This is a genomic window from Thiomonas sp. FB-6 (assembly GCF_000377645.1).
Lineage (GTDB): Bacteria > Pseudomonadota > Gammaproteobacteria > Burkholderiales > Burkholderiaceae_C > Thiomonas_A.
In genome coordinates this window covers 1-24,026 of sequence record NZ_KB898516.1, presented here as the reverse complement: position 1 = coordinate 24,026, position 24,026 = coordinate 1, and the positions used below count along the sequence as shown (strand labels likewise).

Below are 24,026 nucleotides of genomic sequence, written 5' to 3'. Positions count from 1 at the left end.
AGCGTTTGCAGCGCGGCTTGGATGGAAGCGAGCAACACGGAGCGGGCATAGGCCGCATCAGGTCCTGCGGAAGGGTCCGGCAGGTTCTCTTCGAGCCAGCTGCGGCCATCGTCGTCATCGGCGACCGGCAGCGGCTCTTCCTTCGTCTTGCGCGCACGGTCGATGATGCGATTCCTGGCCACCCGAAACAGCCAGGCGCCGACCTGCTCGACCGCATCGGCGCTCAGGTAGAACTCGAACAACACGTCCTGCAGGATGTCCTCGGCCTCCGCCGTATCGCGCACGCGGCGGCGGATGAAGTCCCCCAGCCGCGAACGTTCGCGCTTGACGATTTCGGTGAAGCGCGGGGCGTCGGCGGACATGGAGAAGTGAGCCGGAGGCAGCGGGGCGGAAACGGCGTCCATGACAGGTAGACGAATGAACGCCGGGAATATTGTGGACGTGTTCCGCGGAGCCACCGGCTTGGCCGGCGCGCCGAAGTACGGTTCGCCTCCGAGCCGGCTGTTCGTCGCGGATGTTGCCGTCACGAGCTTCTGGGTCGTGCGCAGCACCGCCGAACACCTGGCAGACATACGGGATCCTTCGCGGGTGGAGCGGAGAGAGCGAGATCGTGCGTTGAAGAAGAAGAGGGTGGATTGGCTGCGTCTGTGATGTGCCAGCAAGGCTTGGCCGCATGAATCCCACCTTCCAAGAGATCTTCCGTGCCCGGCGCTCGCCCCAAGCTCAAAGCGCTGGGCGAGACCCGTGGCCACACTCTGGATTTCGCTCTACGGCATAAGGCCACCAGCCAGGTGTTCGTCGCGGAGATGAAGTGCGAGATCGAGTTTCAGAACTTCCGATACTTCGTCCTCGATCGCGCCGGGCAGCTGGATCATCACGCGAAGGAAGCCTTCCGAGCGTTTCTGGCCGCCGCCGGCGACGCACCGCGGCCGAGGGCTTTCGTGAAGGGGAGGGAAGTCGTCTATGACGGCGCGATCCTGATCTGGGGCTGCGTTACCGAAGCCGGGCGCAAGGCGGTGATGGAGCACACCGGCCTGCATGACGTGCTCAGCGTCGAGCAGATCTGCCAGGACCTGGTCTCCTGGAAAAATCCCCGGTACCAAGCCCGAATGCGACCATGAGATCTACTGATCAGTAGCCTGGGCGGAGCGCGAGGCGTCAAGCAACGTGGGTGAGTTCATGGAGCTTGGCCTTCGTCTTTGCCGCACCGCTTTCAGCGGCACGATAACGTCCCAACTCGCACGCTGCGCTAACTCGTGGCGAGAGTGAGCAAATCTAGTGTCCTGTCCCGCCGATAACTGTCATTTCGCTGGGCCGTATCGGGGCGCAGGCAAGGCGCGGCCGCAACGCAGCATGCGCCCCGATACGGCCCAGCCCGAAGGGTTCGGCGCCGGCGAGGACCCCGCAGGCACACGAACGAAATGCCACTTATCGGCGGGACAGGACACTAGGAGACGCCAGTTTCAAAGCCCGATTCCCCGGCAGGTCATGATGTTGGTGAATGGCTGCAAGGATGCCGGGACCGGCTTGGCTTCATGACGAGGCCAGGGCCGCTTCCTGGAGCATGCATCATGGCGCGACGCGCGTTGATCCTGGTGGGCGACAGCACCTCGCATGGCGGGGTCGTGCTGGAAGGAGCCGACACCGACACCCTGGATGGCCGCGCCATCGCCTGCGTGGGGCACAGGGTGTCGTGCCCCAAGTGCAAGGGCGACTTCCCCATCGTTCCGGACGGATCCGGTGGGCATGAGCTGCCGTGGATCGGAGGTCTCAACGTGGCGGTGGAGGGCATGCAGACGGCCTGTGGCGCCACGCTGATCGCCTCGCAACAGGCATTCGTGGTCGATGAAGCGCCCGAGGCGCCGGAGCAGCCCGAGGCGCCGCGAGCGCCGCCGCCATCGGGCCCGGGGCTTTGCCTGGAGTGCCTGCGTCACGCGGCCATCCACGGCGCGGTGAGCGTGTTGCGGAGGGAGGTATGAGATCGGATGAGGCCAGCTCCGTCGAGCTACGCCTGGCCGATTCGCGCAGAGGCGGTTGGCCGTCGGCGTGCCTGTACGCGCTGCTCGATCCCCTGCTTCCCGCCCATGAGGGGCTTGGCGCCGATGCTGGAGCGCGGCGAGGGCAAGCTGGCCTTGTTCGTGCAGTGGCTGGTCGAGCGCGCCGGACGGCTCGTGCAGGTCGCCCCGGAGGCGCCGCATGCTTGAGTTCGATGCCAGCCAGATCCAGGCAGTGCAGGCTCTGAACGAGCTCAGCTTTGTCGAGCGAGTGCGCCTGGAGTTGCTGCGCGACCAGCCGGAGCTGGGTGCGCAGCCCGACCTGGCCCAGCGCATGCTGCGCGCGCTGCGGGTGGCGCAGCAGTGGGGTGTGGACGACAAGCTGATGGGCGAGTTCATCCGCCTGGAGGCGGCCGCGCCGGGCTTCCATGAGCAGCCGGCGGTGAAGGCGTGGATCACGCGCCCGGGGCGCAGTGCGTCGCAACGGTTTGCCGACTACCTGTGCCTTGTGCGCTGGCGGGGCAGGGCCCAGGGCGCGAACAAGGAGTGAAGCATGGTCGCATTCGCGATTCCGTTGATCGAGTCGGCCGTGGCGGCTCTGGGGGGCTGGCTGCTGCGCGCGGCAGCGGTGATCGCGGGGGCCGGCGTGGCGCAGATGGCTGGCAAGAAGAAGGACGACACCCGAGCGCGCACGTCCGCGCAGGAGCTGACGCGTGACGACCGGACCTGCAAGGATTGTCCACCGAGGGCCGGTTATCGAGGTCGAGCTACGCACTTCATGAACCCGCCCCCGCGGGAGTACCAGGGCCGGGTCACCGGCTGGCCCTACAGCGTCGAGCAGGGCTGGAGCGAGGAGTGGGAGTGGGGTGGAACGTGGTTCGATGCCTTTGTCAGCGATCCGTGCCTGATCAAGGAGGCCAAGGCGAATTACGACCAGTTCTTGTCGACAGACTGGTTTACAGGTTTCAGACCCATGCGCGAGCAGATTGTGAAGCATGGCGCGCTTGCCAAGCTCAACCCCCCAACACGGGTGAGGTACTACTTTCAGGGGGCGGGGACGCTTGCGGCGATGCGCAAGCTATTGCTCAGAAACGGCGTCGAGTTTGAGCACTATCCGTGAGGAGCTAACGATGTTCATCAGGGCCACAGCCGAATTTCGAGACCCCGGACTGGGGTTTCGGGACTTTCCCGAGGTGGTGCGCAGGCTGTCCCATGTGGTCGAGCCTCTGGAGCGCCGCTATCCGGAGTTTCATCGAACCGGATGGCGGTTGTTGGGCGACACTCTGGAATTGGCTCGGCTGTTTCCGGTGTTCGACGACGAGGGGCCGTCGCGCGTCGGGTTGGCCGTGCTGGAGCAGCAATTCAAGAACGAGCAGGAACGCAGTTATGTCGGCATCTGGAGTGGGCAGGAGTCCGCGCGGGTGCGCCCGACGCTGGCATGCCATGTGGGGCCTCCAGATCAGGTACATAGCCTCGACGTGGAGTTGCGGGGTGCATTGGATGAAATCGACGCGCAACTGTTGCTCGATGTCCTGCGTCCCGTGGTCGAGCAGTTCGACCCGGTCTGGGTGGAGGTCTATCCGATCGGCTACTCCGAGCAGGTGTTCCCCGACAAGCCCGGCGTTGGCTGGATGTTGTACTTGCCGAGGGAGATCACGGCGCAGCAGATACCCGAAGCCGCGGCGCTGGTGCCGATGACCGGACCCGACGGCAGGCGCCGGGGTACGGTGGTGCAGAGCGTGATCGGCGAGGCTTTCGACGGCGACAACCCGCGGCACATCGAGGCCGCGGCCAACATCGACATCCGCATGGTCGATCAGGATCTGATGCCCTGCTACTCGGATCTTTGGCCGGCGGCCGGAGGGTGAGGCAACGATCAGCGGCCAATGGGGGCAGGTCATCACTACGACACGGAATTGACCAAGGACCGCATCGGCACCGAGTTCCTGGCCGGGATCCGGCGACATGCCGTGCGGCCGTGAGCGGGCTTCAAGCCTGAGGGGCCCGTGCTTGCCCCACGGCCTTCAGCGGCAGCACGGCGTTCCGACTCGCTGCACGAACGCATGGCGCCAACGCTCAGACCGGTTCGAGTTCGAGATGCACGCGCTGTCCCAAAGCGGCCGCAATGTTCACCAGCGCGTCGAGCGAGAAGCGCGACAGGCGTCAGCGCAGCAGATCGTTCATGCGCGGCTGTGTAATTGCGCAGCGCCGAGCCGCATCGGCCTGTGTTCAGCCGTGGCTGGCCACGATCTGTGCGATGGCTCGCATGAGATCGCTGCGCGCACGCAGGTTGGCCGCCTGCTCCGGCGTGTTGGCAATGGCGTCCCAGATGCCCTTGTAGGTATCCGGCCGGAGCGCAGGCACGTCACGCACAACATCCGCGATGTCGGTCGTGGAGAGTTGTGGCGGCGGACCCTGGCGGCCCTGACCCCGCCCCATTTCCTGGAGCGCTACCCATGAGTACCTTCACGATTCGACGGCCGGATGACACGGCCGAACGCTTGAAGAGGCGCTAACTCAAGGCGAGAGTGTGCAAATTGTCATGAGTGCAGAGGCCCACCGCCCGCCAGGGGCATTCCGTTGACGGAATGAATCTGTGCGCCTAGTATTCCTTCCATGGCATGGGATGTCGAGTACACGGACGAGTTCGGGGTCTGGTGGTCCTCGCTCGACGTGGAGGAACAGGTGTCGGTCGCCGCGTCGGTCGAATTGCTGCAGGTGAAGGGCCCGGCGCTTCGGATGCCGCACAGCAGCGGGATCAGCGGCTCGAGGCATGGTCACATGCGCGAGCTGAGAATCCAGCATCAGGGAAGGCCATACAGAACGCTGTACGCCTTCGACCCGCGCCGGACGGCGATCCTGCTGATCGGAGGCGACAAGTCGGGCAACGATCGGTGGTACGAAGAGTTCATTCCCAAGGCCGACAAGTTGTACGACGAGCATCTGGAGGAATTGCGCCGAGGGGGCAGGCAGTAGAGTTGCATCATGCTTGGGGTGCCCAGGAGTGGAAGTCCAGCCGCGGTCCTGGATGCTCGTTGTGGCACGGTATACGACGAGACGTCATCGTCGGAGCAAGGAAATCATCATGGCCAGAAAGTTCGAGGAATTGCGATCGTCCATGACGCCGCGGGCGCAAGCGCGGGCGCGCGACAAGGCGCGCGAGATGCTTGCCGCAATGCCGCTGGACGAACTTCGCCAGGCACGCGGCCTGTCCCAGCAGATGCTCGCCACGCTGCTGCACGTGCAGCAACCCGCCATTGCCAAGCTGGAAAAGCGCACCGACATGTACATCTCCACGCTGCGCAGCCACATCGAGGCCATGGGGGGCGAACTGGAGATCACGGCGCGCTTCCCGGAAGGCAGCGTGCGCATCCTGAACTTCGCCGACAGCGAAAGGGCGACGGACCCAGGCGAGGTCGTCGACGAGAGCTGATTGCGGGAGGACAGGGCCATGTCCCGCGAAGTGGTACTGACGACGCCCGGAGAAATCCTGGCCGAGGAATGCATGGGTACCGAGTTCCTGGCCAAGATCCGGCGGCATACCGTGCCGGCGTGAGCCGGGCTTCATGCCTGAGAGTTCTGTCGTAGCGGCACCGCCTTCAGAGCCAGTACGACCTCCCAGCTTGCCCGCCGCGGCAACTCATGGCGTGAGTGTGGAAATCCAGGGCAAGCAAGTCTCAAGACCTGAGTGGTTCACGCCGCTCGGGCTTGGCGGCGTCTCGGAGACGCGGACGACGCGCGAGCCAGGCGATTGCTGCGGTTGTCCTCGTCGCGGGGTGGCCTGTTGCTCGCGCTCATGCAGGGCAACGCATGGCAGCGGTTCCGGTGCGCGACGGAGCCCACCGGGCCGCGTGACGGCAAGCTCGGCGGCTGAAGTGGTGTATGATGAGCATCATGCGAAAGACAGCCGCCAATGCCCGCGCCGCCGCCAAGGCCGCCACACACGAGCGAATCCTATCCGTCGCTGCGCGGGCCATCCGTCGCAGCGGATATGCCGGCACGGGCGTTGCGGACATCATGCGGGAGGCCGGGCTGACGCACGGCGCCTTCTATGCCCACTTCGCGTCGCGCGAGGCCATGTTGGCCGAAGCGGCGGGAGAAGCATGCGCGAAGTCGGCCGCCACCGCATTCGAGCTGGCGGCCGGCGCATCACCCGACAAGGCGCTTGCAACGATGCTCGCAGCCTACCTGTCGAAAGAGCATGTCGAGCAACTCGAGAGCGGCTGTCCCTTGGCGGCCCTGGGCTCCGAGACCTCGCGGCAGGCGCCCGAAGTGCGTCGCGTGGTGACACGCCATATCAAGGCGACGGTCGACCTCCTCGCGCGTCAGTCGCCGGACTGGGGGCAGCCGAGCGCACACGAGAGAGCGCTCGTGACCCTTTCCACCCTGGTGGGTGCGGTCGTGCTGGCCCGCGCGGTCGATGAGCCCGGCCTTTCGGATAGCCTGCGCGAAGCGGCATTCAAGCATCTGAGCTCGATCGCTCCCTGAGCCCTGGATACCCAAGCCCCTTTGGTTCGCCATGCCGAATGACGGCCATCATGCCAAACTGTTCAGACAAGCCTCTCAAGCACCGCGGCATATCGCTCGGCCCTTGCCGACAGCGAGCTTCCCGATCCCCCCACCACGACGGAGTAGTGTCATGAGCATGAAAAACCAGAGCAACAAGGTCGCCCTCGTGACGGGGGCCTCATCCGGCATTGGGCAAGCCACCGCGCAGCTGCTGGCAAGCGCGGGCTACACGGTGTACGGAACGAGCCGACGCGGCGGCGGTGCGGGTGGGCGGCGATTCGAGATGCTGAGCCTGGACGTGACCAGCGATCCCTCCGTCGCCGACGCTGTCGCGCAGCTGATGCGACGGGAAGGGCGTATCGATCTGCTCATCAACAACGCCGGCTTCGGAGTGGCTCCGGCCGGGGCGGAGGAGAGTTCGATCGAGCAGGCCCAGTCCATGTTCGACACCAATTTCTTCGGGATGGTCCGGATGACGCGTGCCGTGCTTCCGCACATGCGCACACAGGGCGCCGGGCGGATCATCAACATGGGCTCGGTGCTTGGCTTCCTGCCCATGCCGTATGGCGCGCTCTACGCCGCGACAAAGCACGCGATCGAGGGCTATTCCGAGTCGCTCGACCATGAGTTGCGCACGAGGGGCATCCGGGTCTCGGTCATCGAGCCGGCCTACACGAACACGCCATTCGACGCGAACTTCCTGCAGCCCGATGCCCAGCTGGATGCGTACCGCGAAGCTCGCACCTCGGTCAGCCAGCGCGTGAAAGAGGTGATGACGATGGCGGACCAGCCTGGCGTCGTGGCGGAGGTCGTACTCAAGGCCGCCCGTGACGCCAGCCCCCGACTTCGCTACACGGCGGGCAGGCGCGCCGGCCAACTGGCGTGGCTGCGGCGATTCGCGCCAGCAGGGGTGATGGATGCCGGGATTCGGAAGGATCTTCGGCTCGATGCACCCACGGGGGCCAAGTCATGAAAGCCTTCGTGGTCGATGGATATCGGAAGCAAGCGGCGCTCCGTCAGGCGGACATGCCGATCCCCGAGCCACGCGAGGACGAGGTCCTGGTCGAGGTCCATGCCGCCGGCGTGAACCTGCTGGACGCCAAGATCCGCAACGGCGAGTTCAAGCTCATCCTGCCCTATCGCCTGCCGCTCATCCTCGGCCACGACGTGGCCGGCGTCGTCGTCAAGGTGGGTCCGCGCGTGCGGCAGTTCAAGGCGGGCGATGCGGTCTACGCTCGGGTGGACGATTTTCACATCGGTACCTTCGCCGAGTTCGTCCCGGTCAAGGAGTCCTCGCTTGCATTCAAGCCCGCGGCGCTGACGATGGAGGAGGCCGCCTCCCTGCCACTGGTGGGTTTGACGGCGTGGCAGGCGCTTGTCGAGAGGGCCGGCCTGAAGGCGGGCCAGAAGGTCTTCATCCAGGCGGGCTCGGGCGGCGTGGGCAGCTTCGCCATCCAGTTGGCCAGGCACCTGGGCGCAACCGTCGCCACGACGACGGGCACGACCAATGTCGAACTCGTCAGGCACCTGGGCGCGGACATCGTCGTCGACTACAGGACCCAGGACTTCGAGGACGTCCTTCGCGACTACGACATGGTCTTGAACAGCCAGGATGGCAAGACCCTGGAAAAGTCGCTTCGCATCCTCAAGCGCGGCGGCAAGCTCATCTCCATTTCCGGGCCGCCGGATCCGGCCTTCGGGGAGGCGATCGGTGCGCCCGGACTCGTCAGGCTGATCATGCGCATGCTCGGCGCGGGGATTCGGCGCAGGGCCCGACGCAGGGGCGTCGATTATGGGTTCCTCTTCATGAAGGCGGACGGGAGTCAACTGCGCGAGATCACGCGTCTCATCGAAGCCGGCGCCATCCACCCCGTGATCGATCGGGTGTTTCCATTCGAATCCACCAACCAGGCCCTGGCCTACGTCGAATCCGGCCGCGCCAAAGGCAAAGTCGTCGTCAAGGTCCAGTGAGCCAAGCCCGCAAGCCTGGCTCGGGGGGGGCACGCCTATTTGCCCATATCTGCTGTGTGGTCTTTACCTGTGGGGGCCCTCCGGTTAGATGATGATGGTAATCTAACGGCATAGGGCAGGCACATGCAGAGGCCCGAAGCTCGACAAGGCAGGGTGGGCGCCATGAAATGGCTGGTGGTGGGTGCGGGATCCACGGGCGGATACCTGGGTGCACGCCTGCACGGGATCGGGCGGGAGATTCACTTCCTGGTGCGGCCTGCCCGTGCCGCCCAGCTCCGGCAGCGCGGCCTGCGCATCGTCAGCCCGGACGGCGACAGCGTCATCGAGCCCCGGCTGGTGCAGCGCGATACCCTGGCCGGTCCCTTCGATGCCGTCTTGCTGGCCGTCAAGGGCTACCAGCTCGAGGCCGCGCTGGAAGACATGGCGCCGGCCGTCGGAGCCGACACGATGATCCTGCCGGTGCTCAACGGCATGGGGCATCTGGAGCGCATCGCAAGCCGCTTCGGTGCCGACAGGATCGTGGGCTGCACCCTCAAGGTGGCTACCACTCTGAGCGACGAGGGCGACATCGTCCAGTTGAACTCCTTGCAGGAGATGGCTTTCGGGGAACTCGACGGCCGTGATTCGGCGCGTATCCGGATGCTGCGCGACTTCCTGCAAGGCAGCCCAATGGTTACGCGGCTGACCCCGGACATCCGCCGCGAGATGTGGGAGAAGTGGGTGCTTCTGGCCAGTCTCGGCGGACTCACCTGCTTGATGCGCGGCCCTGTCGGCGAGGTCGTCGCCTGCTCCGGCGGAGGGGAATTGGCCAACAGCCTGCTGGACGAGGTGGCCGCGGTGGTCCGCGGCGTGGGCGATGCACCCTCGTCCTCGTTCCTGCAAGCGACGCGTGAACTGTTGAGCACCCAGGGATCGCCGCTGACCTCGTCGATGTACCGGGACCTGCAGCAGGGACGTCCGGTCGAGGTGGAAAACATCCTCGGCGACCTGCACCGCCATGCGCAGCGCGCAGGCATCGCGACCCCATTGCTGCAGGCGGCCTACGTGCACCTGCGGCGCTATCAGAACACGCTGGAGTCCAGGACCCTGGCACCCAAGGAGCATGCTCGATGAACGAGCCCGCAACGACCGCCACGGCGGGGATGGCGCCAGGCGGGCGCTGGGTGAGCGGCCGCGCGGCGCGGGTGTTGCTGTGCGTATCCGGCGTCTCCTTCATGATCATGCTCGACGCGAACGTCGTCGCCGTTTCGCTACCCGCGATCGCGCGCAGCCTGGGCAGCACCTTCTCGGACATCGAATGGGTCGTGAGTGCCTACATCCTCGCGTTCGCGGCCTGCCTGATGCCCATGGGGGCGCTGGCCGACCGCTTCGGGCGCCGCCGGCTGTTGCTCCTCGGGCTGGCACTGTTCACCTTCGCCTCGCTGCTTTGCGGCGTGGCGCCCGGCGCCGCCAGCCTGAATGCGGCACGCGCGCTCCAAGGGGTCGGCGCCGCGCTGCAGCTCAGTGCCGCCCTGGCGGTGCTCGGTCACGAGTTCCGCGGAGCCGCGCGCGCCAGGGCCTTTGCCTTCTGGGGCAGCGTGATGGGGATCGCGGTCGCGCTCGGCCCGCTGGCCGGCGGCGCGATCACGTCCAGCATCGGCTGGCGCTGGGTGTTCTTCATCAACCTGCCGATCGGCGCCGCGCTGCTGCTGCTGGGCGCCTCGGCGGTCGAGGAGTCCCGCGATCCGCACGCCCAGCGCATCGACCTGGCCGGCATGGTGCTGTTCGGCAGCGGCCTGTTCTCGGTGATCTGGGGCATGATCGACGCCAACGTCGACGGCTGGGGCGGGCAGGCGACCCTTTCGCGCCTCGCCGTTGGTGCCGCGCTGCTCGTCGCCTACGTGGTGGTGGAACTCGTGCAGGCGCGCCCGATGGTCGACTTCGCGCTGTTCCGCCGGCGCACCTTCCTGGGCAGCAGCATCGCCATGCTGGGCTACGCGGCTTCCGCGCAGGTCATGCTGACCTACCTCCCGTTGTACCTGCAGAATGCCTTCGGCTTCGGCGCGGCAGCCGCCGGATTGCGCATGATGCCCTTCGCCCTGCCACTGTTCATCGTTCCGCGCGTCGCCGCCGCACTGGCCGGCCGCGTTTCGGGACGCAGCCTGCTCACGGCCGGGCTGCTGGTCACCGCTGCCGGCAATGCGCTCACGGCCTGGCTCGTGGCGAACCAGGCCGGCTACCTCGCGGTCGCGCTCGGCATGGCGCTGACCGGTTGCGGAGCGGGCTTGCTCAACGGCGAAACGGCCAAGGTCTCGATGAGCGTGATTCCGCCGGAGCGCGGGGGCATGGCCTCGGGAATCGGTGCGACCCTTCGCTTCACCGGGCTGGTCGTCGGGATCACCGCGCTCGGAGCCCTGCTCGTCGACCGCACGCGCGGCCATGTGGCGGCCTCGCTGTCCGGCCTGGGCACGGGACTTCCCCCGCTGCATGCCCTGGTGTCGCGCATCGTCGCCGGCGACCTGTCGGGCGCCCTGGCGGGGCTTCCGCCGTCGACCGCGCAGCATCTGCAGCACATCGCGCGCGACAGCTTCGCGGCGGGCTTCTCCACGGTGCTGCTCGGCGCCGCCGGCATCGCCCTGGTCGCGGCACTGGCCAGCTGGCTCCTGGTCAGCGCGGCCGAGACGGCGCCCCATGCACATATCCCCCCCAGGAGTTCGTCATGAAAGTCAGCAGGGAACAGGCCGAGCGAAACCGGCGCGAGGTTGTGAATTCGGCTGCGCGACTGTTTCGCGAACGGGGATTCGATGGCATCGGGCTCGGAGAAGTCATGCGCGCCGCGGGCCTCACCCACGGCGGCTTCTACAAGCAGTTCGCCTCCAAGGAGGACCTTGTGCGCGAAGCCATGAGCTGCGCGCTGGAGCGGGGTCGCCTGAAGTGGAACGAACGCGTGGCGGGCGCCGACGACCCGCTGGCGAGCTTCGTGAACGGCTATTTATCCCCGGACCACCGCGACCACCCGGCCGAGGGCTGCGCCTTCGTGGCGCTGGGTGCCGAAGCTGCGCGCCGCGACGACGCGCCGTTGCGGCAGGTCTTCGAGGCCGAGGCGCGGGGATACCTGGACCTGCTCGAAGGCCTGCTGGACGACGCCTCGACCCCCGCACGCCGCGACCGCGCGCTGGCGAGCCTGTCCACCCTGGTCGGAGCCCTGCTCATGTCGCGCGTGGTGCGCGACCCCGAGCTTTCGGCGGATTTCCTGCGTGCCGCAGCCGCCTTCGTGTTGCAGCCGCGCTGAGATCAACCCTGGATCAGGAGCACCGTCATGCGACCCTCCGAAACGCCCGGTCTGTACCTGGACGATCTGCACGTAGGCCAACGCTTCGAGTCGGGCACATTGCAGGTGCAACGGGACGACATCCAGCGCTTCGCGCGCGAATTCGATCCCCAGCACTTCCACATGGACGAAGCGAGCGCCCGCGATACGCTGTTTGGGGGCCTGGCCGCCAGCGGATGGCATACCGCGGCTCTGACCATGCGCCTGCTGGTCGACGGCGGCCTGCCGCTCGCGATGGGAATCGTCGGCGCCGGGGCTGAAGTCACCTGGCCCTGTGCCGTGCGCCCGGGGGACACCTTGTGCGTGCGCAGCGAGGTGGTGGAGATCATCCCATCGGCATCGCGGCCGGATCGGGCGCGCGTGAGCGTGCGCAGCCAGACCCTGAATCAGGCAGGCGATGTCGTACAGACGACCATCGCAAGGCTGCTGGTGTTTCGCCGCCCGCAGATCTGAGTGACACATCGGGGCGGGGCTGTCGTCCAGGAATGGTTGGCCCGGAGAACCGCGGCAGGTCAGTTACAAATAGGAGCACGTTGTGCGCCCAAATTGCCGAACGTGAGCTATGCTTGAAACAGAGTATGGTAATGGCAATATGTTGGAAAGGCATATCAATGTAACATGGACTTACGGAAGCTCCAACACTTCACCCGGGTGGCCGAATTGGGAAGCTTCAGCAGAGCCGCTGAACTTCTGGGTATCGGTCAGCCAGTGCTCAGCCGCGACGTTCGAGCCCTCGAGGTCGAATTTCGTCAGGTACTCCTGAAGCGCAACGGTCGCGGCGTCACGCTCACCGACTCGGGCGAACAATTGCTCCGCCACAGTCGGAGTGTGTTCGAGCATCTGGAGCAGGTGCAGTCTGAAATGCTGGACTCTCGCACAGGGACGCACGGCCGATTCACCATCGCCTTGCCGCCGAGCATGAGTGGGGAGTTGAGCGTCCAACTCGTCCGTCGAGTGCGCGATAGTCTGCCCGGTCTGCAGCTTTGTATCCTGGAAGGCTTGTCGGCCTACGCCATCGAGTGGGTGGGCAACGGGCGGGCGGATTGCGCAGTTTGTTATTCAACGCCGACTTCGCTGGCGATCGAACGAGTTCCCTTGGTGACGGAGCCCCTGTACATGGTGTCGTCACCGGAGTTTGCCGCCCGGCACGGCCTCAGCCCGGGTTCCGGGAAGAATCTGGAACTTCAGGATCTCGCCAGTTTTCGGCTCATCATGCCGAGCCATCCGCACGCGGTGCGAGCGCAACTATCGGATCACCTGGCGCAACGTTCGCTGCGACTGCGCGTGGCGCTTGAAGTCGAGAGTGTTCCTGCAATCCTCGAGTTGATTCAAGATGGCGAGTATTGCGCGGTGCTTCCGCTCGAAGCCGTCCGCACCGCTCCGCGCCTCCAGGGCATGAGCCTGTTTCCGATCGGAAGCCCACCCATCTCGACGACCCTCTGGCTGGCGACTTCCGCATACCGCCCGCCGAAGGCCTGCTTCAAGCATCTGCAGCCCATGGTCAAGGATCTGGTCACGCAGATGTGGGGAAGCAAGGCTTCTCGGTCGGCTCCGGGATGAGCCGGCAAGGGCAGTCCTCGAGGCCCGAATTCAGGGGGATGACTCCGTCGGCGCGGCCTGCTCAAGCTTCCCCTGGTAATTTTGCAGCTCCTTGTAGATGACCTGCTGTACCAGGCTGGCGCAAGTGCCAATGAGCGGGTCCTTCCTGGAGTCGCCATGGCAGACCAGGGACAGTTGAACGAGCAGTTCCGGCTGTTCAATCCGCCGTACGGCAAGGTCCGGTGATTCCAGGTGAGGGTATACGCCACTCAATGGAATGACCGAGTGCCCGTATCCGTTCCGAACGAGATCGATGATGGCAGACAAGTTCTCGATCTCGTGCGCTATGTCCGGCGCCGCGCCAATGTCGGAAAGGGCCCCATCCAGCGCCTTGTGGATGGGGTTTCCCCGATTCGAAATGATCAGGGGAAGTCGAGGAATCTCGCCAAGGGGCAGCGAACCTGGGGATGCGGTCGAGGGGAGGGTGGCTGCGCGGGGTGAGACGAGATAGAGGCGCTCCTGGGCAATCCGCCGGAACTCCAGAGCGGTGTCGTCGCCCGAGCCGTACACCACGGCGCAATCGAGCTTCCCGTCCTCGACGAGCTGCGTCAGCACGGCGGAGGTTCCGTCCACGGTTCGCACCGTGACATCCGGAAGCTGCGCACGGAACGCCTGGATCAAGGCGGTGACGGCGGTACGTGCAAGCGATGGCGCAAGCCCAAGGACGAAATTTCCGCGCAGATCCTTGCTTTGACCGCGTGCTGCCCGCTCGGCCAACTCCATTTGGCGCAACACCATCGGCACCTGCTCCAACAGGCGGCGTCCCGCCTCGGTGAGCACCACGCCCCGGCCGTTGCGCCGGAATAGCGGCACTTGCAGTTCCGCCTCCAACTGAGCCAACTGGCGACTGAGAGCCGCCTGGGTCACCCCGAGCGTGTCGGCGGCGCGCGTGAGGCTACCCAGTTCCGCAATGCGTGCGAACAGGGACAGTTGCTTGATCTCCACCGAGAGTCCTCCTCCAAGGGCATAGCAGCTATGTGTGGCATCGCCTAGCAGATGCCATGATATCACCATAAAGTATATCCAAGAGCCGGATCCCCTGCCAGTCAGGCGGGGCTGCATCACCGGCGCGGACGTGCCTCTCCGCACACCTGCGCCAGTGGGCAACGCCAAGTGCACAAGGAGACTTTATGACCACGACGACATCCGCGCCGCCCCGCGGCGCCCAGCGGTATCAATACCTCACCCAAACGAACTCGGGAACCCCCGCCGGCGAACTGCTGCGGCGATATTGGCAACCGGTAGCGCCGGTTGACACTCTCGCGCCGGATGGAAGCCCGAAGACGGTTCGGATCATGGGCGAGGATCTGGTCCTCTTTCGGGATGATCAAGGCGCTGTCGGACTCATCGACCGAAAGTGCGCCCACCGGTGTGCCGATCTTGCGCTGGGGCGGATCGAGGACGGGGGTATCCGCTGCCCGTATCACGGCTGGCTCTTCGGTGTGGACGGTCGCTGCCTCGATCAGCCGGCCGAGGCTTCACCCGATGCCAAGCACCGCATCCGGACGAAGTCCTATCCCGTTCATGAGGCTGCAGGGGCCTTCTGGGCCTACATGGGACCTGGTGAGCCTCCGTTGTTCCCGAATTATCCGGCCTTGCTCGGCGGCAAGGCGCATTGCTATACGACACGCTGGCTCGGCAATTGCAACTGGCTCCAGGCCAGCGAAGGCAACATCGATCCCGTCCACACCTCCTACCTCCATCAGATCGAGTTGGCCGACGCCAACATGAACGCGCGTTGGGGAGTGTTCGCGAACCAGGCCCGACCCGAATTGAGCATCGAAGAGACGCGCTTCGGAATCAGGCTCTATACGAAACGAGTCATCCAGGGCGAGAACCGGAATTCCCTGCGCATTACCAATTTCGTGATGCCCAATGCGTGCGCGGTCGGTGGATTCGAGGGATACCTGGGCGAAGGCGGGCTGACCATGCTTTGGGATGTTCCGATCGATGACACCCATCACTGGCGCTGGGAGTTCATATTCCATCGCAGCGGGCAGTTGGACATGGATGCCCTGAAGAAGCAGTACGAGTCCGAAAAGGTCGACGGCGACAGGATGTGGCGAACCGAATCGGATCTTTACGCGCAGGATCGGAGCTCGATGGAAAACAAGGCCTATGTTGGCCTGGGTGAATGCTTTTCCGTGCACGATATCGTCATCACGCAGTCCCAAGGGGCCATACACCAGCAGACCGATGAGCATCTGTCCTCCTCCGATATTGCCATTGTCCGCGCGCGACGAATGCTGGATGAAGCCGCGCAAGCCGTTGCCGCGAACCAGGATCCGCGCGGGGTCATTCGAGATCCGGCAAAAAACCACTTTCACGACATGGTCGTGATCACGGCGGAAGTCGACAAGGAGGAATCCGAAATCGCCTTCTGCGAGCGGCAGGCTCGACGCACCGACCTGTACGAGCGGTCTTGACGGACTCGCCCAGGGCGGATGGGTTGGTCCGTCGCCAATTGCCGGGACCCTAGGGTCCGGCAGCAACTGATGGGAGAGCGTGTCTTCGGCCTCCGGTGGATGGCGAGGGCGCGCATCGACGTGGTGAACGATATTTCAACTGACCGGATCCCCGTGCGGGTCGAGCGGGTCGCTGTCATCGCAACGGACATTTGTCGCTTCGATCTGCGACGAATCGACGGCGAGCCCCTGCCGAATTGGCGCGCGGGTGCTCATATCGATGTCCATATTGCGCCGGGATTGGTTCGCCAATATTCCCTGTGCGGAGACGCGAACGGCTCGGAGTGCTACTCGATCGCAGTCAAGCGGGAAGAATCATCGAGAGGTGGTTCCGCCGCGTTGCACGCGAACATCCGGGCGGGAGCCGATCTGGAGATTTCCAGGCCCAGAAACCTCTTTCCACTCGAAGTGGGAGGGAAGGAGCGCGTTCTCCTGGTCGCGGCGGGAATCGGCATCACACCCATCATCACGATGGCGCGCGAGCTCGCGCGATCGGGGCGGCGCTTTGCACTCCTCTATTTCGTTCGAAACAGGGACGCCTGCGCATTTCGCGAGGAGATCTCGAGCCCGCCGCTTCGTGAGTCTGCGGAAATCCTTCATGAAAACACGCCGGAGCGCGTGAGGGCAATCCTGGAAGCGCGGCTGAACGGGTCGGTGGGCTATGACCGGATCTATACCTGCGGACCCGGGGGCTTCATGTCCTGTGTACGAGAGGTGGCCGTAGGGAGCGGGATCAAGGAGGACTTTGTCCGCTCGGAATCCTTCGGGGCCATCGCGCGAAAGGAAGAAGCACCGTCAAAGGCCTTCCATCTGCGGCTTGCACGAGCGGGGGTGGATCTATGCGTGCCTGAGGGCTCGACCGCGGTCGATGTCCTGCGAGCCGCCGGAATTTCGATTGAAACGTCCTGCGAACAAGGGGTATGCGGAACCTGTGTCACGAAGGTCCTTGAAGGTGTTCCAGATCACCGTGATTCGTTTCTCACGGACGCGGAGAAGAGGCGGAACGATTGTATCGCGCTCTGTGTGTCGCGAGCATGCTCGGAGAAATTGGTAATAGACCTATAGAAATACCCCTGGATTGTCCCGGGATAACAGGAGGAGACATATGTCGAACAAGATCCTTTTCAAAGGCTGGCGCAAGACGCTCATGGCGACTGCCTGCGTTGCCTGTTCGAGCCAGGCCGCATACGCGGTGGATGGAATCTCGCTGGCGGGAACCGGCGTCAAGGCTGCCGGAATGGGAGGCGTGTCGATTGCCTTCCCGCAGGATGCGACGGTGGCCGCGGACAACCCCGCGGGTATGGCGTTGGTTGGGAATCGAGTCGACTTCGGGGTTCAGGTTCTCGAGCCGTTGACCGATTTCCAGTACGGCAGCGCATCAAACACGCTTCATACCGGGCGACTTTACGCGATTCCCGATGGCGGCATGAATTGGCAGATTGATCCCAGGGTGACGTTTGGAGTTTCGATCTTCGGGGTCGGTGTCGGAACGAACTATGGCCGTGCGGCTCTTCCCGTCGCGGGAGCGGGGCCAGCGAAATCGAGCCTGCAAACGGTGATAACGGCGCCCACCGTTACGTATGAATTGGCGCGCGGAAATTACGTTGGCGTGAGTCTCGCTGCGGCGATGGAGCGATTTTCCGCGAACGGTGTGATCGTGCCCGGGGCAGGTGGCGGATTGCTGGCGCTTCCAAGCCACGGCGTGTCTACGGCCTTCGGGTACGGCTTGCGCCTGGGCTACATCGGGCAAGTCGCTCCGAAGCTGACTCTGGGCGCCAGCTTCGCCAGCATGATCCGCATGGGGAAACTGAACGGCTATTCGAACGATCTCCTCGCCGCAGGGGACGGAAGGATCGACATCGGAGAGCAGTATGGGGCAGGCCTTGCATACAAGGTCACGCCGTCGCTCACCCTGGCTGCGGATTGGTTGCACATGGAATTCGCCAATACCATCATCGGGTCCGCCGATGCCTTTGGATGGAAAAATCAGAACTTTGTTCGCGCCGGCCTGTCGTGGCGTGAGAGCGAAAAATTGACTCTGCGCGCGGGATTCTCCGTCGGCAATCATCCCATCGATTCTTCGGTCGTGGGGCGGAATTTATTGTCGCCCATGCCGGTTTCCAGTTCCATCTCCTGTGGGGCAACTTATCGCTTGGGCGGCGGAAACGAGATCAGCGGCGCTTTCGACTACGGGTTCCCGGTGACCGTTTCGGGCAGCGGGGCGAGCGCTGGGTTCGTGGATCGTACGAAGACGGAGGTGATTGGCGTGAGCCTGGGTCATCGTTTCTGACGCGGCTCGCCCGACGCGCTGTCGATATGCCCGAGGGCGGCTTGCATCTGCTCCCGCGGCGCCTGCGCGCCGCCCTTTCCGGTGTTTCAACAGCCTGCTCGTGTCCGGATGCATGCCCGGGGGGATGTGATGTGACCCTGAAGCAGATTCTCTATTTTCTCCGCATCGCGGAGGCGGGAAGCATCAACAAGGCGGCGAAGCGTCTGGGGGTTGCGCAGTCGGCAATGACCCGGCAATTGCAGCTCCTGGAGGAGTGTCTCGGGTCGGCGTTGTTTGCCAGGGGACAGGGCGGGGTGCGGTTGACGGAACAGGGAGTGGCACTCCTGCCGTATGCGCGAGAAATATCGCTGTTGCTGGACAGGGCTGCGCGGGAAGTCTCCAGAGTTCGTGCGAACGATTCCTAGCCGAGTCTCGTTGCGGGCTCCGGATGCCAAAGCGGTGCGTGGTGACGACCGGTTCACGGACTGCCATGTCTTTGGTTTCAAGGGGGGCGGTCGTGCAAATTCGCGTTTCCAGGCCCTGCTCGTGCAATGGGAGGAAGGACAATCAAATGGGAGACAACATGGCTGATTCCGTATCGTCTGCATTCGATGCCGACATTGAATTGGGTTCGCGCATCCTGTCGAGTTTCCATGTCGACGGGCGCTGGGTACGGCCGGATGGCGAACAGGCGGTGGAGCTCATTTCCCCAGCGACGGGTCGGCCGATCGCCGCGGTTGTTCTGGGTAGCACGACGGATGTGGACCGCGCTGTTCATGCGGCGAGGCGGGCGTTTGACACGGGCCCCTGGCCGCGTTGGTCCGGCCCCGAGCGTGCGCGCATGCTTTCGCGCTTGTCGGCGGCGATCGCGTCGCGTTTGCCGCTGCTTTCCCGTCTGTGGACATGGGAGGTCGGGGCGCCGGTCCGGTTTGCGGACCTGTTCGTGCCGACTTTGACGGCAATGATGGACTACTACGCGGGCTTGGCCTCGACGACGGCCTTCGAGGAGTTGCGGGCGACTCGCGCCGGGCATGCTCGCGTCGTGCGGCAGCCGGCAGGAGTCGCCGCGCTGATCGCGCCGTGGAATGCGCAGAGCCCGATCCTGGGCTACAAGCTGGGAGCCGCGTTGGCTGCGGGTTGCACGGTGGTCATCAAGGCGCCGCCAGAGACGCCCTTCGATGCGCTCGTGATCGCCGATTGTGCGCAGGAGGCCGGCTTGCCTCCGGGAGTGCTGAACGTGGTCGTTGGAGACGCCGTCGCGGGGGCCCATCTCGTGTCGAATGCGGGAATCGACAAGGTCAGCTTCACCGGTAGCACGGCGACCGGCAAGCTGATCGCCAAGGCCTGTGCGGATCGCATGACGCGCGTGACCCTTGAACTTGGCGGAAAGTCGGCGGCGGTCGTCCTCGACGATGCGGAGCTCGATGCCACGCTCGCCGCACTGGTGCCATTCACGATGCCGTTCTCGGGCCAGATCTGTTTCGCGCAAACACGAATCCTGGTCCCGCGGCGCCTCGAGCAGAAGTTCGTCGAAGCCTACACCGCAGTCATCGGCGGACTGCAATGTGGGGATCCTTGGGATGGAGCGACGCAGATCGGCCCCGTCGCGAGTCGGCGGCAGCGTGATCGGGTGTTGAAGTACATCGAAACGGGACGAAGCGAGGGAGCACGCCTGACGACCGGTGGTGGTGTGGCGCCGGAGTGCGGTGAAGGGTTCTATGTACAACCTACCGTGTTCGCAGGCGTGACCCCTGACATGACGATTGCCCGTGAGGAGATCTTCGGCCCGGTCGCTGCGATCATGGCCTACGACGATGTTGATCAGGCGGTCGGCTTGGCCAACGATTCCGACTTTGGACTCAGCGGCAGCATCTTCACGCGCGACCTTGAGCGCGGCTACTCGGTGGCGCGCCGGATCAGGAGCGGCAACGTCTGCGTCAACGGACTGGAGGTCGCGCCGAACGTGCCCTTCGGCGGCTTCAAGCAATCCGGCATCGGCAGGGAGGGCGGCCCCGAAGGGCTGGGTGCGTTCCTCGAGGAGCAGGCCATCTATCTTCCGACGCCCTTGGGCGCGCCGAGCTGAGCGGAGTGATGCCATGGACTACGACTACATCGTGATCGGGGCGGGAAGTGCGGGGTGCGTGACGGCCCATCGCCTGGTACGTGATTTTCGAGCGAAGGTATTGCTGCTCGAAGCAGGTCCGCCTGCACGCGGGTCTCTCGTGCGCATGCCCGCCGGCACGTTCAAGATGCTCTTCGACGGTAGCCCCTATGTGAAGCGCTATACCTCGGACGAGCAGCCCTCGCTGGGGAACCGCAAGGTTTCGATCCCGCAAGGCAACGTCGTGGGTGGCGGTAGTTCCGTCAACGCGATGGCTTACACGCGTGGCTCGCGTGCCGACTATGCGCGCTGGGTCGCGGCGACCGGCGATGAAGGCTGGTCGTGGGCAGGCCTGCTACCGTACTTCCGCAGGCAGGAGGCCAACCAGAGATTCGACAACGAGGCCCATGGCGCGGAGGGCCCGCTCAAGGTCTCGGATGCGCGGTACACGGTCGACGCGGCCGATCGCTTCGTCCGTGCGATGCAGCGTCAGGGGGTACCGTTCGTGTCCGACTTCAACGCGGGTGTGTTGCAGGGGGTCGGATACATGCAGACCACGACCCAACGAGGTGAGCGCTGCAGCGCTGCGGATGCGTTTCTCGAACCGATCAAGTCCGATCCCCGTCTGACGCTCATCACCGGGGCGAGGGTCCATCGCGTTGTCCTTGAAGGGAGCCGCGCGGTGGGCGTTGAATATGTCATGGCCAACGGCACGAAGCTTCGCGCCCGGGCGGGCGCCGAAGTGCTCCTGTGTGGCGGCGCGTTCGCCACCCCGAAGCTGCTGATGCTGTCAGGAATCGGTCCGGCCGGGCACCTGCGAGAGTGCGGGCTTGACGTGCGCGCCGACCTGCCAGGAGTGGGGGCAAACCTTCAGGACCACAATATTGCGGTCGTCTCCATGAGCACGCACGGACAGCACGGCTACTTCGGCGAGGACCGAGGCCTGCGCGCGGTACAAAACGCCATACGGTACCTGGCCTTCCGCAGCGGACCGATTGCGTCGAACGGAGCCGAGACCATGGCGTTCGTGAATCTGCAGAACCCGGAAGCAGAGCCGGACCTGCAGCTGTATTGTGTCGGTGTGATGTGGCCCGACCCGCAAGCGCCCAGGCCGACCTACGGCATGACGCTGATGGCAAACCTGGTGCGGCCCCTGTCGCGAGGAACGGTGCGGCTGCGCTCGGCCGACCCGAATGACGATGCCCGGATCAGTCCCAATTGGCTTCAGCACGAGGCGGACACGACACGCCTGGTCGGAGCGCTGAGATTCTTCAGGAACGTAGTCTCCACGGAGCCCTTCGCGTCGATCGTCAAGAAGGAAGTCAGCCCGGGGCCTGCCCTCGAGACGGATGAGGCGCTCGGCCACTATGTCCGACGCACGACCGAGTCGAACTATCACCCGGTCGGGACATGTCGGATGGGACGCGAGGACGACCCCATGTCGGTGTTGACCCCGGATCTCAAGGTCAAGGGCATCGAGGGTCTTCGCGTATTCGATGCGTCCATGATGCCGGAGATCATTAGCTCGAACACGAATGCCACGGTCATGGCCGTGGCCGATCGGGCCGTGGACCTCATGATGGGCGTAGCACCGCTGGCGTAGCCCGCCGAACTGCCGGTACCACCGGGCCGCCGTGGAGCAGGCATGTCGCAAGCCTTTCGCGAGGGCTCCTATCGTCGCATGGGTTCGGCCGGCGCATCGTGCCGGCCATGTTCCCAGGGTTACCGGCATGGATCCGTTATGGGTTCCCGCTTGCGGGCAGCCGTACCAACGCGCTGCATCGCGGATCGATGCTCAGGGCCGCCGCGCCTCGGCTGTTGACCTACGATAGGAGATCCGAAGGTCGAGCCAGGCTCATGGACACCATCCCCACCCTTGTCGGAAGCCGCGTTCGCCTTCGTCCGCTGCAGGCGCAGGACGCCAACTCCTTGCTCGATGCCGCCTCCGACGGCCGGCTGTGGGAGCTCGAGTACACCGTGGTACCGAGTGCCGAGACCGTGGAGTCCTACATCGCCACGGCTCTGCGTGGCCGTGACGCCGGGACCGTGCTGCCCTTTGTGATCGAGGATCTGGAAAGCGGCCGGGTGGCGGGAAGCACCCGCATGTGGAACATCGATCCTCCACACCGCAGGCTGGAAATCGGCCACACCTGGCTGGCCTTGTCACTGCAGCGCAGCCACGTGAACACCGAGGCGAAATTCCTGCTCCTGCGTCACGCGTTCGAGACCATGGGCTGTATACGGGTGCAGTTCACCACGGACGAGATCAATGCCAGGTCCCGCGCCGCGATCGAGCGCCTGGGTGCGGTACAGGAGGGCATCCTGCGCAACGAACGCATCATGCCGAGCGGTCGCAGGCGCAACTCGGCGGTGTTCAGCATCACGGACGCCGAGTGGCCTCGGGTGCACGAGTCCCTGCTGCGGAGGATGGCTGCGCATGGAGTTGCGGGCGTGTTCAGTGCTCCGTGACGGGAACGTCGGCCTGAGAAGCATGCTCGATGGCTTCAGCCAGCCGGAACATCCATTCCTTGTCGTATCTGGGCGAACTCCGCGGGAGGCGCACGTCGTCGAGCACCACGAGCGTGAAGTCTCGGCCGTCATGGGCCCAATCGATCACGGAACGGGTGCGTCCGGACGAGGTGCGCTGCACGGTGAAGGCCGCTGGCCAGTTGCTGACGTGCTCCCGCACGAGTTCGGCCACCACAACGACGGCGCCATGGCCCGATAGATCATTCTCTGTGAGGGCGACGATGACGCCGTCGGGTCGCTGGAACTGGCGAGTCACTGTGGAGACAGGTTCGCCAGGGTTGGCATCATTGTCCTCGAAGCCCAGGAAGCGATAGCCGGCGAGTTCCGTGCGGGAGAGATCGCAAGGGGCGATCTCAAGCTTGCCCTGATTCATTCTCGCCAGATCCGGGTACAGTGAATCGGCCGGCAGAGGCCAGACCCAGTCGTCTTCCTCGATCTGCTCGGTGCGCAGGTCGCTCCAGGGGCTGACCGTGGCGCCCTCTATTGCGAAAAGGGCTTCGCTACGCAGTTCGGGCGGAAGTTGGTCCAGTTCGAGCACGTGCACCTTGCCGAGTTCGGGTTGCGGGAAGACGCCGGCCGGACTTGCGGGTGTGGCGTGTATCGCGGGGCTCGGCTCGTCAGCTGGTGCAATCGGGCTGATCACGGACGGCGAAACGAGCAAGGCGAGAAGAACTTGGCGAATTCGAGCTCGTGGCGGCAGGCGCATGTGGATTCACCATTCGCTGAGATTGCAGTCCGTGGCGTCGGAGTTCCACATCAGGTATTTCTGAGCGGTGTATTGCTTCAGGCCCCAATCGTGCCCGGTTACGTGCCCGTACCAGAACTCACCGAAGTGTCCGGCGCGACCCCGCCGTCCATGATGCCAGCCTGCCCCTTTCGGGCCATACGCTGGCGGACGGAGAGCATCGGAGTGCGCGGAATGTGCGGATCCTGTGCAATGAGACGCACCTGACAGTAGAAAGTTCCCGGAGCGGCGAGACCATAAGGGCACTAGCCTGGATATTTCATGAGCCGCCATCGACGTCGGGTTTGGCATCGAACACGAAGCGAGTGGCATCGCGGATGAGGGCCTGAAGCCTCGACGCGCGGGTCTTGGCGAACGCAGGGCGCAGTACCCCCTTACCCCCGTTGTTCGTCAACGTGCCGGGGACAGCACTTTTCGCGGCTCAAGGGGCCAGGGCGTGGGCGGCGCTGAGGAACACGTGCTTGAGGGGATGGCTGGAGGCCAGCAGCAGCCGCACGCGGCGGGTGTTGCGCACGACGGCCGCGCCGATCTTGA

At 64.8% G+C, this 24,026-nt stretch carries 27 protein-coding genes; 23 read left to right on the top strand and 4 right to left on the bottom strand.

The window, feature by feature from the left end; all coding sequences use genetic code 11:
• Positions 1–404, bottom strand: a 404-nt coding sequence (locus D466_RS0118605) for a sigma factor (RefSeq protein WP_018915205.1), incomplete at its 3' end; no start/stop codon positions are given.
• 13 nt (positions 405–417) lie between these two features.
• Between D466_RS0118605 and D466_RS24565 the strand changes: the two genes are divergently transcribed.
• From D466_RS24565 to D466_RS0118575, 6 genes are all read left to right on the top strand, one after another.
• On the top strand, positions 418–651 hold the full coding sequence (locus tag D466_RS24565) for a hypothetical protein (protein ID WP_038166884.1): 234 nt from the start codon (positions 418–420) through the stop codon (positions 649–651).
• 50 nt (positions 652–701) lie between these two features.
• The gene (locus D466_RS22365; protein WP_018915204.1) at positions 702–1,121 is read left to right on the top strand and encodes a hypothetical protein; all 420 of its coding nucleotides are present in this window, start codon (positions 702–704) and stop codon (positions 1,119–1,121) included.
• Between the two features lie 450 nt (positions 1,122–1,571).
• Entirely contained in the window at positions 1,572–1,979 is a 408-nt protein-coding gene (locus D466_RS0118595) for a PAAR domain-containing protein (protein WP_018915203.1), read from the top strand.
• Positions 1,980–2,196: 217 nt separating this feature from the next.
• Entirely contained in the window at positions 2,197–2,544 is a 348-nt protein-coding gene (locus tag D466_RS22360) for a hypothetical protein (RefSeq protein WP_018915201.1), read from the top strand.
• A gap of 3 nt (positions 2,545–2,547) precedes the next feature.
• Entirely contained in the window at positions 2,548–3,114 is a 567-nt protein-coding gene (locus D466_RS0118580) for a Tox-REase-5 domain-containing protein (protein ID WP_018915200.1), read from the top strand.
• 10 nt (positions 3,115–3,124) lie between these two features.
• Positions 3,125–3,862, top strand: coding sequence for an Imm52 family immunity protein (locus D466_RS0118575; protein WP_018915199.1), 738 nt, complete (start codon positions 3,125–3,127; stop codon positions 3,860–3,862).
• 361 nt (positions 3,863–4,223) lie between these two features.
• On the opposite strand, the gene D466_RS24985 is transcribed toward D466_RS0118575, so the two are convergent.
• Positions 4,224–4,358, bottom strand: coding sequence for a hypothetical protein (locus tag D466_RS24985; protein ID WP_255326095.1), 135 nt, complete (start codon positions 4,356–4,358; stop codon positions 4,224–4,226).
• 252 nt (positions 4,359–4,610) lie between these two features.
• Here D466_RS24985 and D466_RS0118565 point away from each other — a divergent pair, with 252 nt between their 5' ends.
• The 10 genes from D466_RS0118565 (at position 4,611) to D466_RS0118515 (ending at position 13,344) form a co-directional block, all read left to right on the top strand.
• Positions 4,611–4,970, top strand: a complete 360-nt coding sequence (locus D466_RS0118565) for a type II toxin-antitoxin system RelE/ParE family toxin (RefSeq protein WP_018915198.1) — start codon at positions 4,611–4,613, stop codon at positions 4,968–4,970.
• 109 nt (positions 4,971–5,079) lie between these two features.
• Positions 5,080–5,427 carry an XRE family transcriptional regulator gene (locus D466_RS0118560; RefSeq protein ID WP_026285477.1) on the top strand — a complete coding sequence of 116 codons (348 nt, stop codon included), beginning with the start codon at positions 5,080–5,082 and terminating at the stop codon, positions 5,425–5,427.
• 449 nt (positions 5,428–5,876) lie between these two features.
• A complete protein-coding gene (locus tag D466_RS0118550; RefSeq protein ID WP_018915195.1) occupies positions 5,877–6,482 on the top strand; it encodes a TetR/AcrR family transcriptional regulator in 606 nt (201 codons plus the stop codon).
• 151 nt (positions 6,483–6,633) lie between these two features.
• Positions 6,634–7,476, top strand: coding sequence for an oxidoreductase (locus D466_RS0118545; protein ID WP_018915194.1), 843 nt, complete (start codon positions 6,634–6,636; stop codon positions 7,474–7,476).
• Positions 7,473–8,474: an NADP-dependent oxidoreductase gene (locus tag D466_RS0118540; protein ID WP_026285475.1), complete on the top strand. Its 1,002-nt coding sequence runs from the start codon at positions 7,473–7,475 to the stop codon at positions 8,472–8,474. The genes D466_RS0118545 and D466_RS0118540 overlap by 4 nt, the downstream gene beginning before the upstream one ends.
• Positions 8,475–8,636: 162 nt before the next feature.
• A complete protein-coding gene (locus D466_RS0118535; protein WP_018915192.1) occupies positions 8,637–9,587 on the top strand; it encodes a ketopantoate reductase family protein in 951 nt (316 codons plus the stop codon).
• Positions 9,584–11,176 carry a DHA2 family efflux MFS transporter permease subunit gene (locus D466_RS0118530; protein ID WP_156004460.1) on the top strand — a complete coding sequence of 531 codons (1,593 nt, stop codon included), beginning with the start codon at positions 9,584–9,586 and terminating at the stop codon, positions 11,174–11,176. The genes D466_RS0118535 and D466_RS0118530 overlap by 4 nt, the downstream gene beginning before the upstream one ends.
• Positions 11,173–11,745 carry a TetR/AcrR family transcriptional regulator gene (locus D466_RS0118525; protein WP_026285474.1) on the top strand — a complete coding sequence of 191 codons (573 nt, stop codon included), beginning with the start codon at positions 11,173–11,175 and terminating at the stop codon, positions 11,743–11,745. Before D466_RS0118530 ends, D466_RS0118525 begins: the two co-directional genes overlap by 4 nt.
• A gap of 27 nt (positions 11,746–11,772) precedes the next feature.
• Positions 11,773–12,237 carry a MaoC family dehydratase gene (locus D466_RS0118520; RefSeq protein ID WP_018915189.1) on the top strand — a complete coding sequence of 155 codons (465 nt, stop codon included), beginning with the start codon at positions 11,773–11,775 and terminating at the stop codon, positions 12,235–12,237.
• Positions 12,238–12,402: 165 nt separating this feature from the next.
• Positions 12,403–13,344, top strand: coding sequence for a LysR family transcriptional regulator (locus tag D466_RS0118515; RefSeq protein ID WP_018915188.1), 942 nt, complete (start codon positions 12,403–12,405; stop codon positions 13,342–13,344).
• Between the two features lie 30 nt (positions 13,345–13,374).
• Here the strand turns inward: D466_RS0118515 and D466_RS0118510 are convergent, their stop codons facing one another.
• Positions 13,375–14,328 (bottom strand): LysR family transcriptional regulator, encoded by a 954-nt coding sequence (locus D466_RS0118510; protein WP_018915187.1) that lies wholly within the window; start codon positions 14,326–14,328, stop codon positions 13,375–13,377.
• Between the two features lie 185 nt (positions 14,329–14,513).
• On the opposite strand from D466_RS0118510, the gene D466_RS0118505 reads away from it, so the two are divergent.
• The 7 genes from D466_RS0118505 to D466_RS0118480 all read left to right on the top strand — a co-directional run bounded on the left by D466_RS0118505 (position 14,514) and on the right by D466_RS0118480 (position 22,687).
• Entirely contained in the window at positions 14,514–15,809 is a 1,296-nt protein-coding gene (locus tag D466_RS0118505; protein WP_051083792.1) for a Rieske 2Fe-2S domain-containing protein, read from the top strand.
• 69 nt (positions 15,810–15,878) lie between these two features.
• Complete coding sequence (locus tag D466_RS23605; RefSeq protein WP_196803526.1) at positions 15,879–16,913, top strand: PDR/VanB family oxidoreductase; 1,035 nt, start codon at positions 15,879–15,881, stop codon at positions 16,911–16,913.
• A gap of 40 nt (positions 16,914–16,953) precedes the next feature.
• Positions 16,954–18,138 (top strand): OmpP1/FadL family transporter, encoded by a 1,185-nt coding sequence (locus D466_RS0118500; protein ID WP_018915185.1) that lies wholly within the window; start codon positions 16,954–16,956, stop codon positions 18,136–18,138.
• A gap of 131 nt (positions 18,139–18,269) precedes the next feature.
• The gene (locus D466_RS0118495; protein ID WP_018915184.1) at positions 18,270–18,542 is read left to right on the top strand and encodes a LysR family transcriptional regulator; all 273 of its coding nucleotides are present in this window, start codon (positions 18,270–18,272) and stop codon (positions 18,540–18,542) included.
• A gap of 146 nt (positions 18,543–18,688) precedes the next feature.
• A complete protein-coding gene (locus D466_RS0118490) occupies positions 18,689–20,200 on the top strand; it encodes an aldehyde dehydrogenase (RefSeq protein WP_231385768.1) in 1,512 nt (503 codons plus the stop codon).
• Between the two features lie 13 nt (positions 20,201–20,213).
• Positions 20,214–21,821, top strand: coding sequence for a GMC family oxidoreductase (locus tag D466_RS22350; protein WP_051083791.1), 1,608 nt, complete (start codon positions 20,214–20,216; stop codon positions 21,819–21,821).
• A gap of 254 nt (positions 21,822–22,075) precedes the next feature.
• Positions 22,076–22,687 (top strand): GNAT family N-acetyltransferase, encoded by a 612-nt coding sequence (locus tag D466_RS0118480; protein WP_018915181.1) that lies wholly within the window; start codon positions 22,076–22,078, stop codon positions 22,685–22,687.
• On the opposite strand, the gene D466_RS0118475 is transcribed toward D466_RS0118480, so the two are convergent.
• Positions 22,674–23,453, bottom strand: a complete 780-nt coding sequence (locus tag D466_RS0118475) for a hypothetical protein (RefSeq protein WP_156004456.1) — start codon at positions 23,451–23,453, stop codon at positions 22,674–22,676. The genes D466_RS0118480 and D466_RS0118475 overlap by 14 nt on opposite strands.
• Between the last annotated feature and the right edge of the window lie 573 nt (positions 23,454–24,026).

Coding starts and splice junctions, on each gene's coding strand:
- D466_RS23605 (WP_196803526.1), top strand. CDS start 15,879: ATGGGAGAGCGTGTCTTCGGCCTCCGGTGGATGGCGAGGGCGCGCATC.
- D466_RS0118520 (WP_018915189.1), top strand. CDS start 11,773: ATGCGACCCTCCGAAACGCCCGGTCTGTACCTGGACGATCTGCACGTA.
- D466_RS0118550 (WP_018915195.1), top strand. CDS start 5,877: ATGATGAGCATCATGCGAAAGACAGCCGCCAATGCCCGCGCCGCCGCC.
- D466_RS0118475 (WP_156004456.1), bottom strand. CDS start 23,453: ATGCGCCTGCCGCCACGAGCTCGAATTCGCCAAGTTCTTCTCGCCTTG.
- D466_RS0118580 (WP_018915200.1), top strand. CDS start 2,548: ATGGTCGCATTCGCGATTCCGTTGATCGAGTCGGCCGTGGCGGCTCTG.
- D466_RS0118505 (WP_051083792.1), top strand. CDS start 14,514: ATGACCACGACGACATCCGCGCCGCCCCGCGGCGCCCAGCGGTATCAA.
- D466_RS24565 (WP_038166884.1), top strand. CDS start 418: ATGAACGCCGGGAATATTGTGGACGTGTTCCGCGGAGCCACCGGCTTG.
- D466_RS0118575 (WP_018915199.1), top strand. CDS start 3,125: ATGTTCATCAGGGCCACAGCCGAATTTCGAGACCCCGGACTGGGGTTT.
- D466_RS0118500 (WP_018915185.1), top strand. CDS start 16,954: ATGTCGAACAAGATCCTTTTCAAAGGCTGGCGCAAGACGCTCATGGCG.
- D466_RS0118595 (WP_018915203.1), top strand. CDS start 1,572: ATGGCGCGACGCGCGTTGATCCTGGTGGGCGACAGCACCTCGCATGGC.
- D466_RS0118565 (WP_018915198.1), top strand. CDS start 4,611: ATGGCATGGGATGTCGAGTACACGGACGAGTTCGGGGTCTGGTGGTCC.
- D466_RS0118540 (WP_026285475.1), top strand. CDS start 7,473: ATGAAAGCCTTCGTGGTCGATGGATATCGGAAGCAAGCGGCGCTCCGT.
- D466_RS0118515 (WP_018915188.1), top strand. CDS start 12,403: ATGGACTTACGGAAGCTCCAACACTTCACCCGGGTGGCCGAATTGGGA.
- D466_RS0118525 (WP_026285474.1), top strand. CDS start 11,173: ATGAAAGTCAGCAGGGAACAGGCCGAGCGAAACCGGCGCGAGGTTGTG.
- D466_RS0118545 (WP_018915194.1), top strand. CDS start 6,634: ATGAGCATGAAAAACCAGAGCAACAAGGTCGCCCTCGTGACGGGGGCC.
- D466_RS0118535 (WP_018915192.1), top strand. CDS start 8,637: ATGAAATGGCTGGTGGTGGGTGCGGGATCCACGGGCGGATACCTGGGT.
- D466_RS22350 (WP_051083791.1), top strand. CDS start 20,214: ATGGACTACGACTACATCGTGATCGGGGCGGGAAGTGCGGGGTGCGTG.
- D466_RS0118480 (WP_018915181.1), top strand. CDS start 22,076: ATGGACACCATCCCCACCCTTGTCGGAAGCCGCGTTCGCCTTCGTCCG.
- D466_RS0118560 (WP_026285477.1), top strand. CDS start 5,080: ATGGCCAGAAAGTTCGAGGAATTGCGATCGTCCATGACGCCGCGGGCG.
- D466_RS0118490 (WP_231385768.1), top strand. CDS start 18,689: ATGGGAGACAACATGGCTGATTCCGTATCGTCTGCATTCGATGCCGAC.
- D466_RS22360 (WP_018915201.1), top strand. CDS start 2,197: ATGCTTGAGTTCGATGCCAGCCAGATCCAGGCAGTGCAGGCTCTGAAC.
- D466_RS0118530 (WP_156004460.1), top strand. CDS start 9,584: ATGAACGAGCCCGCAACGACCGCCACGGCGGGGATGGCGCCAGGCGGG.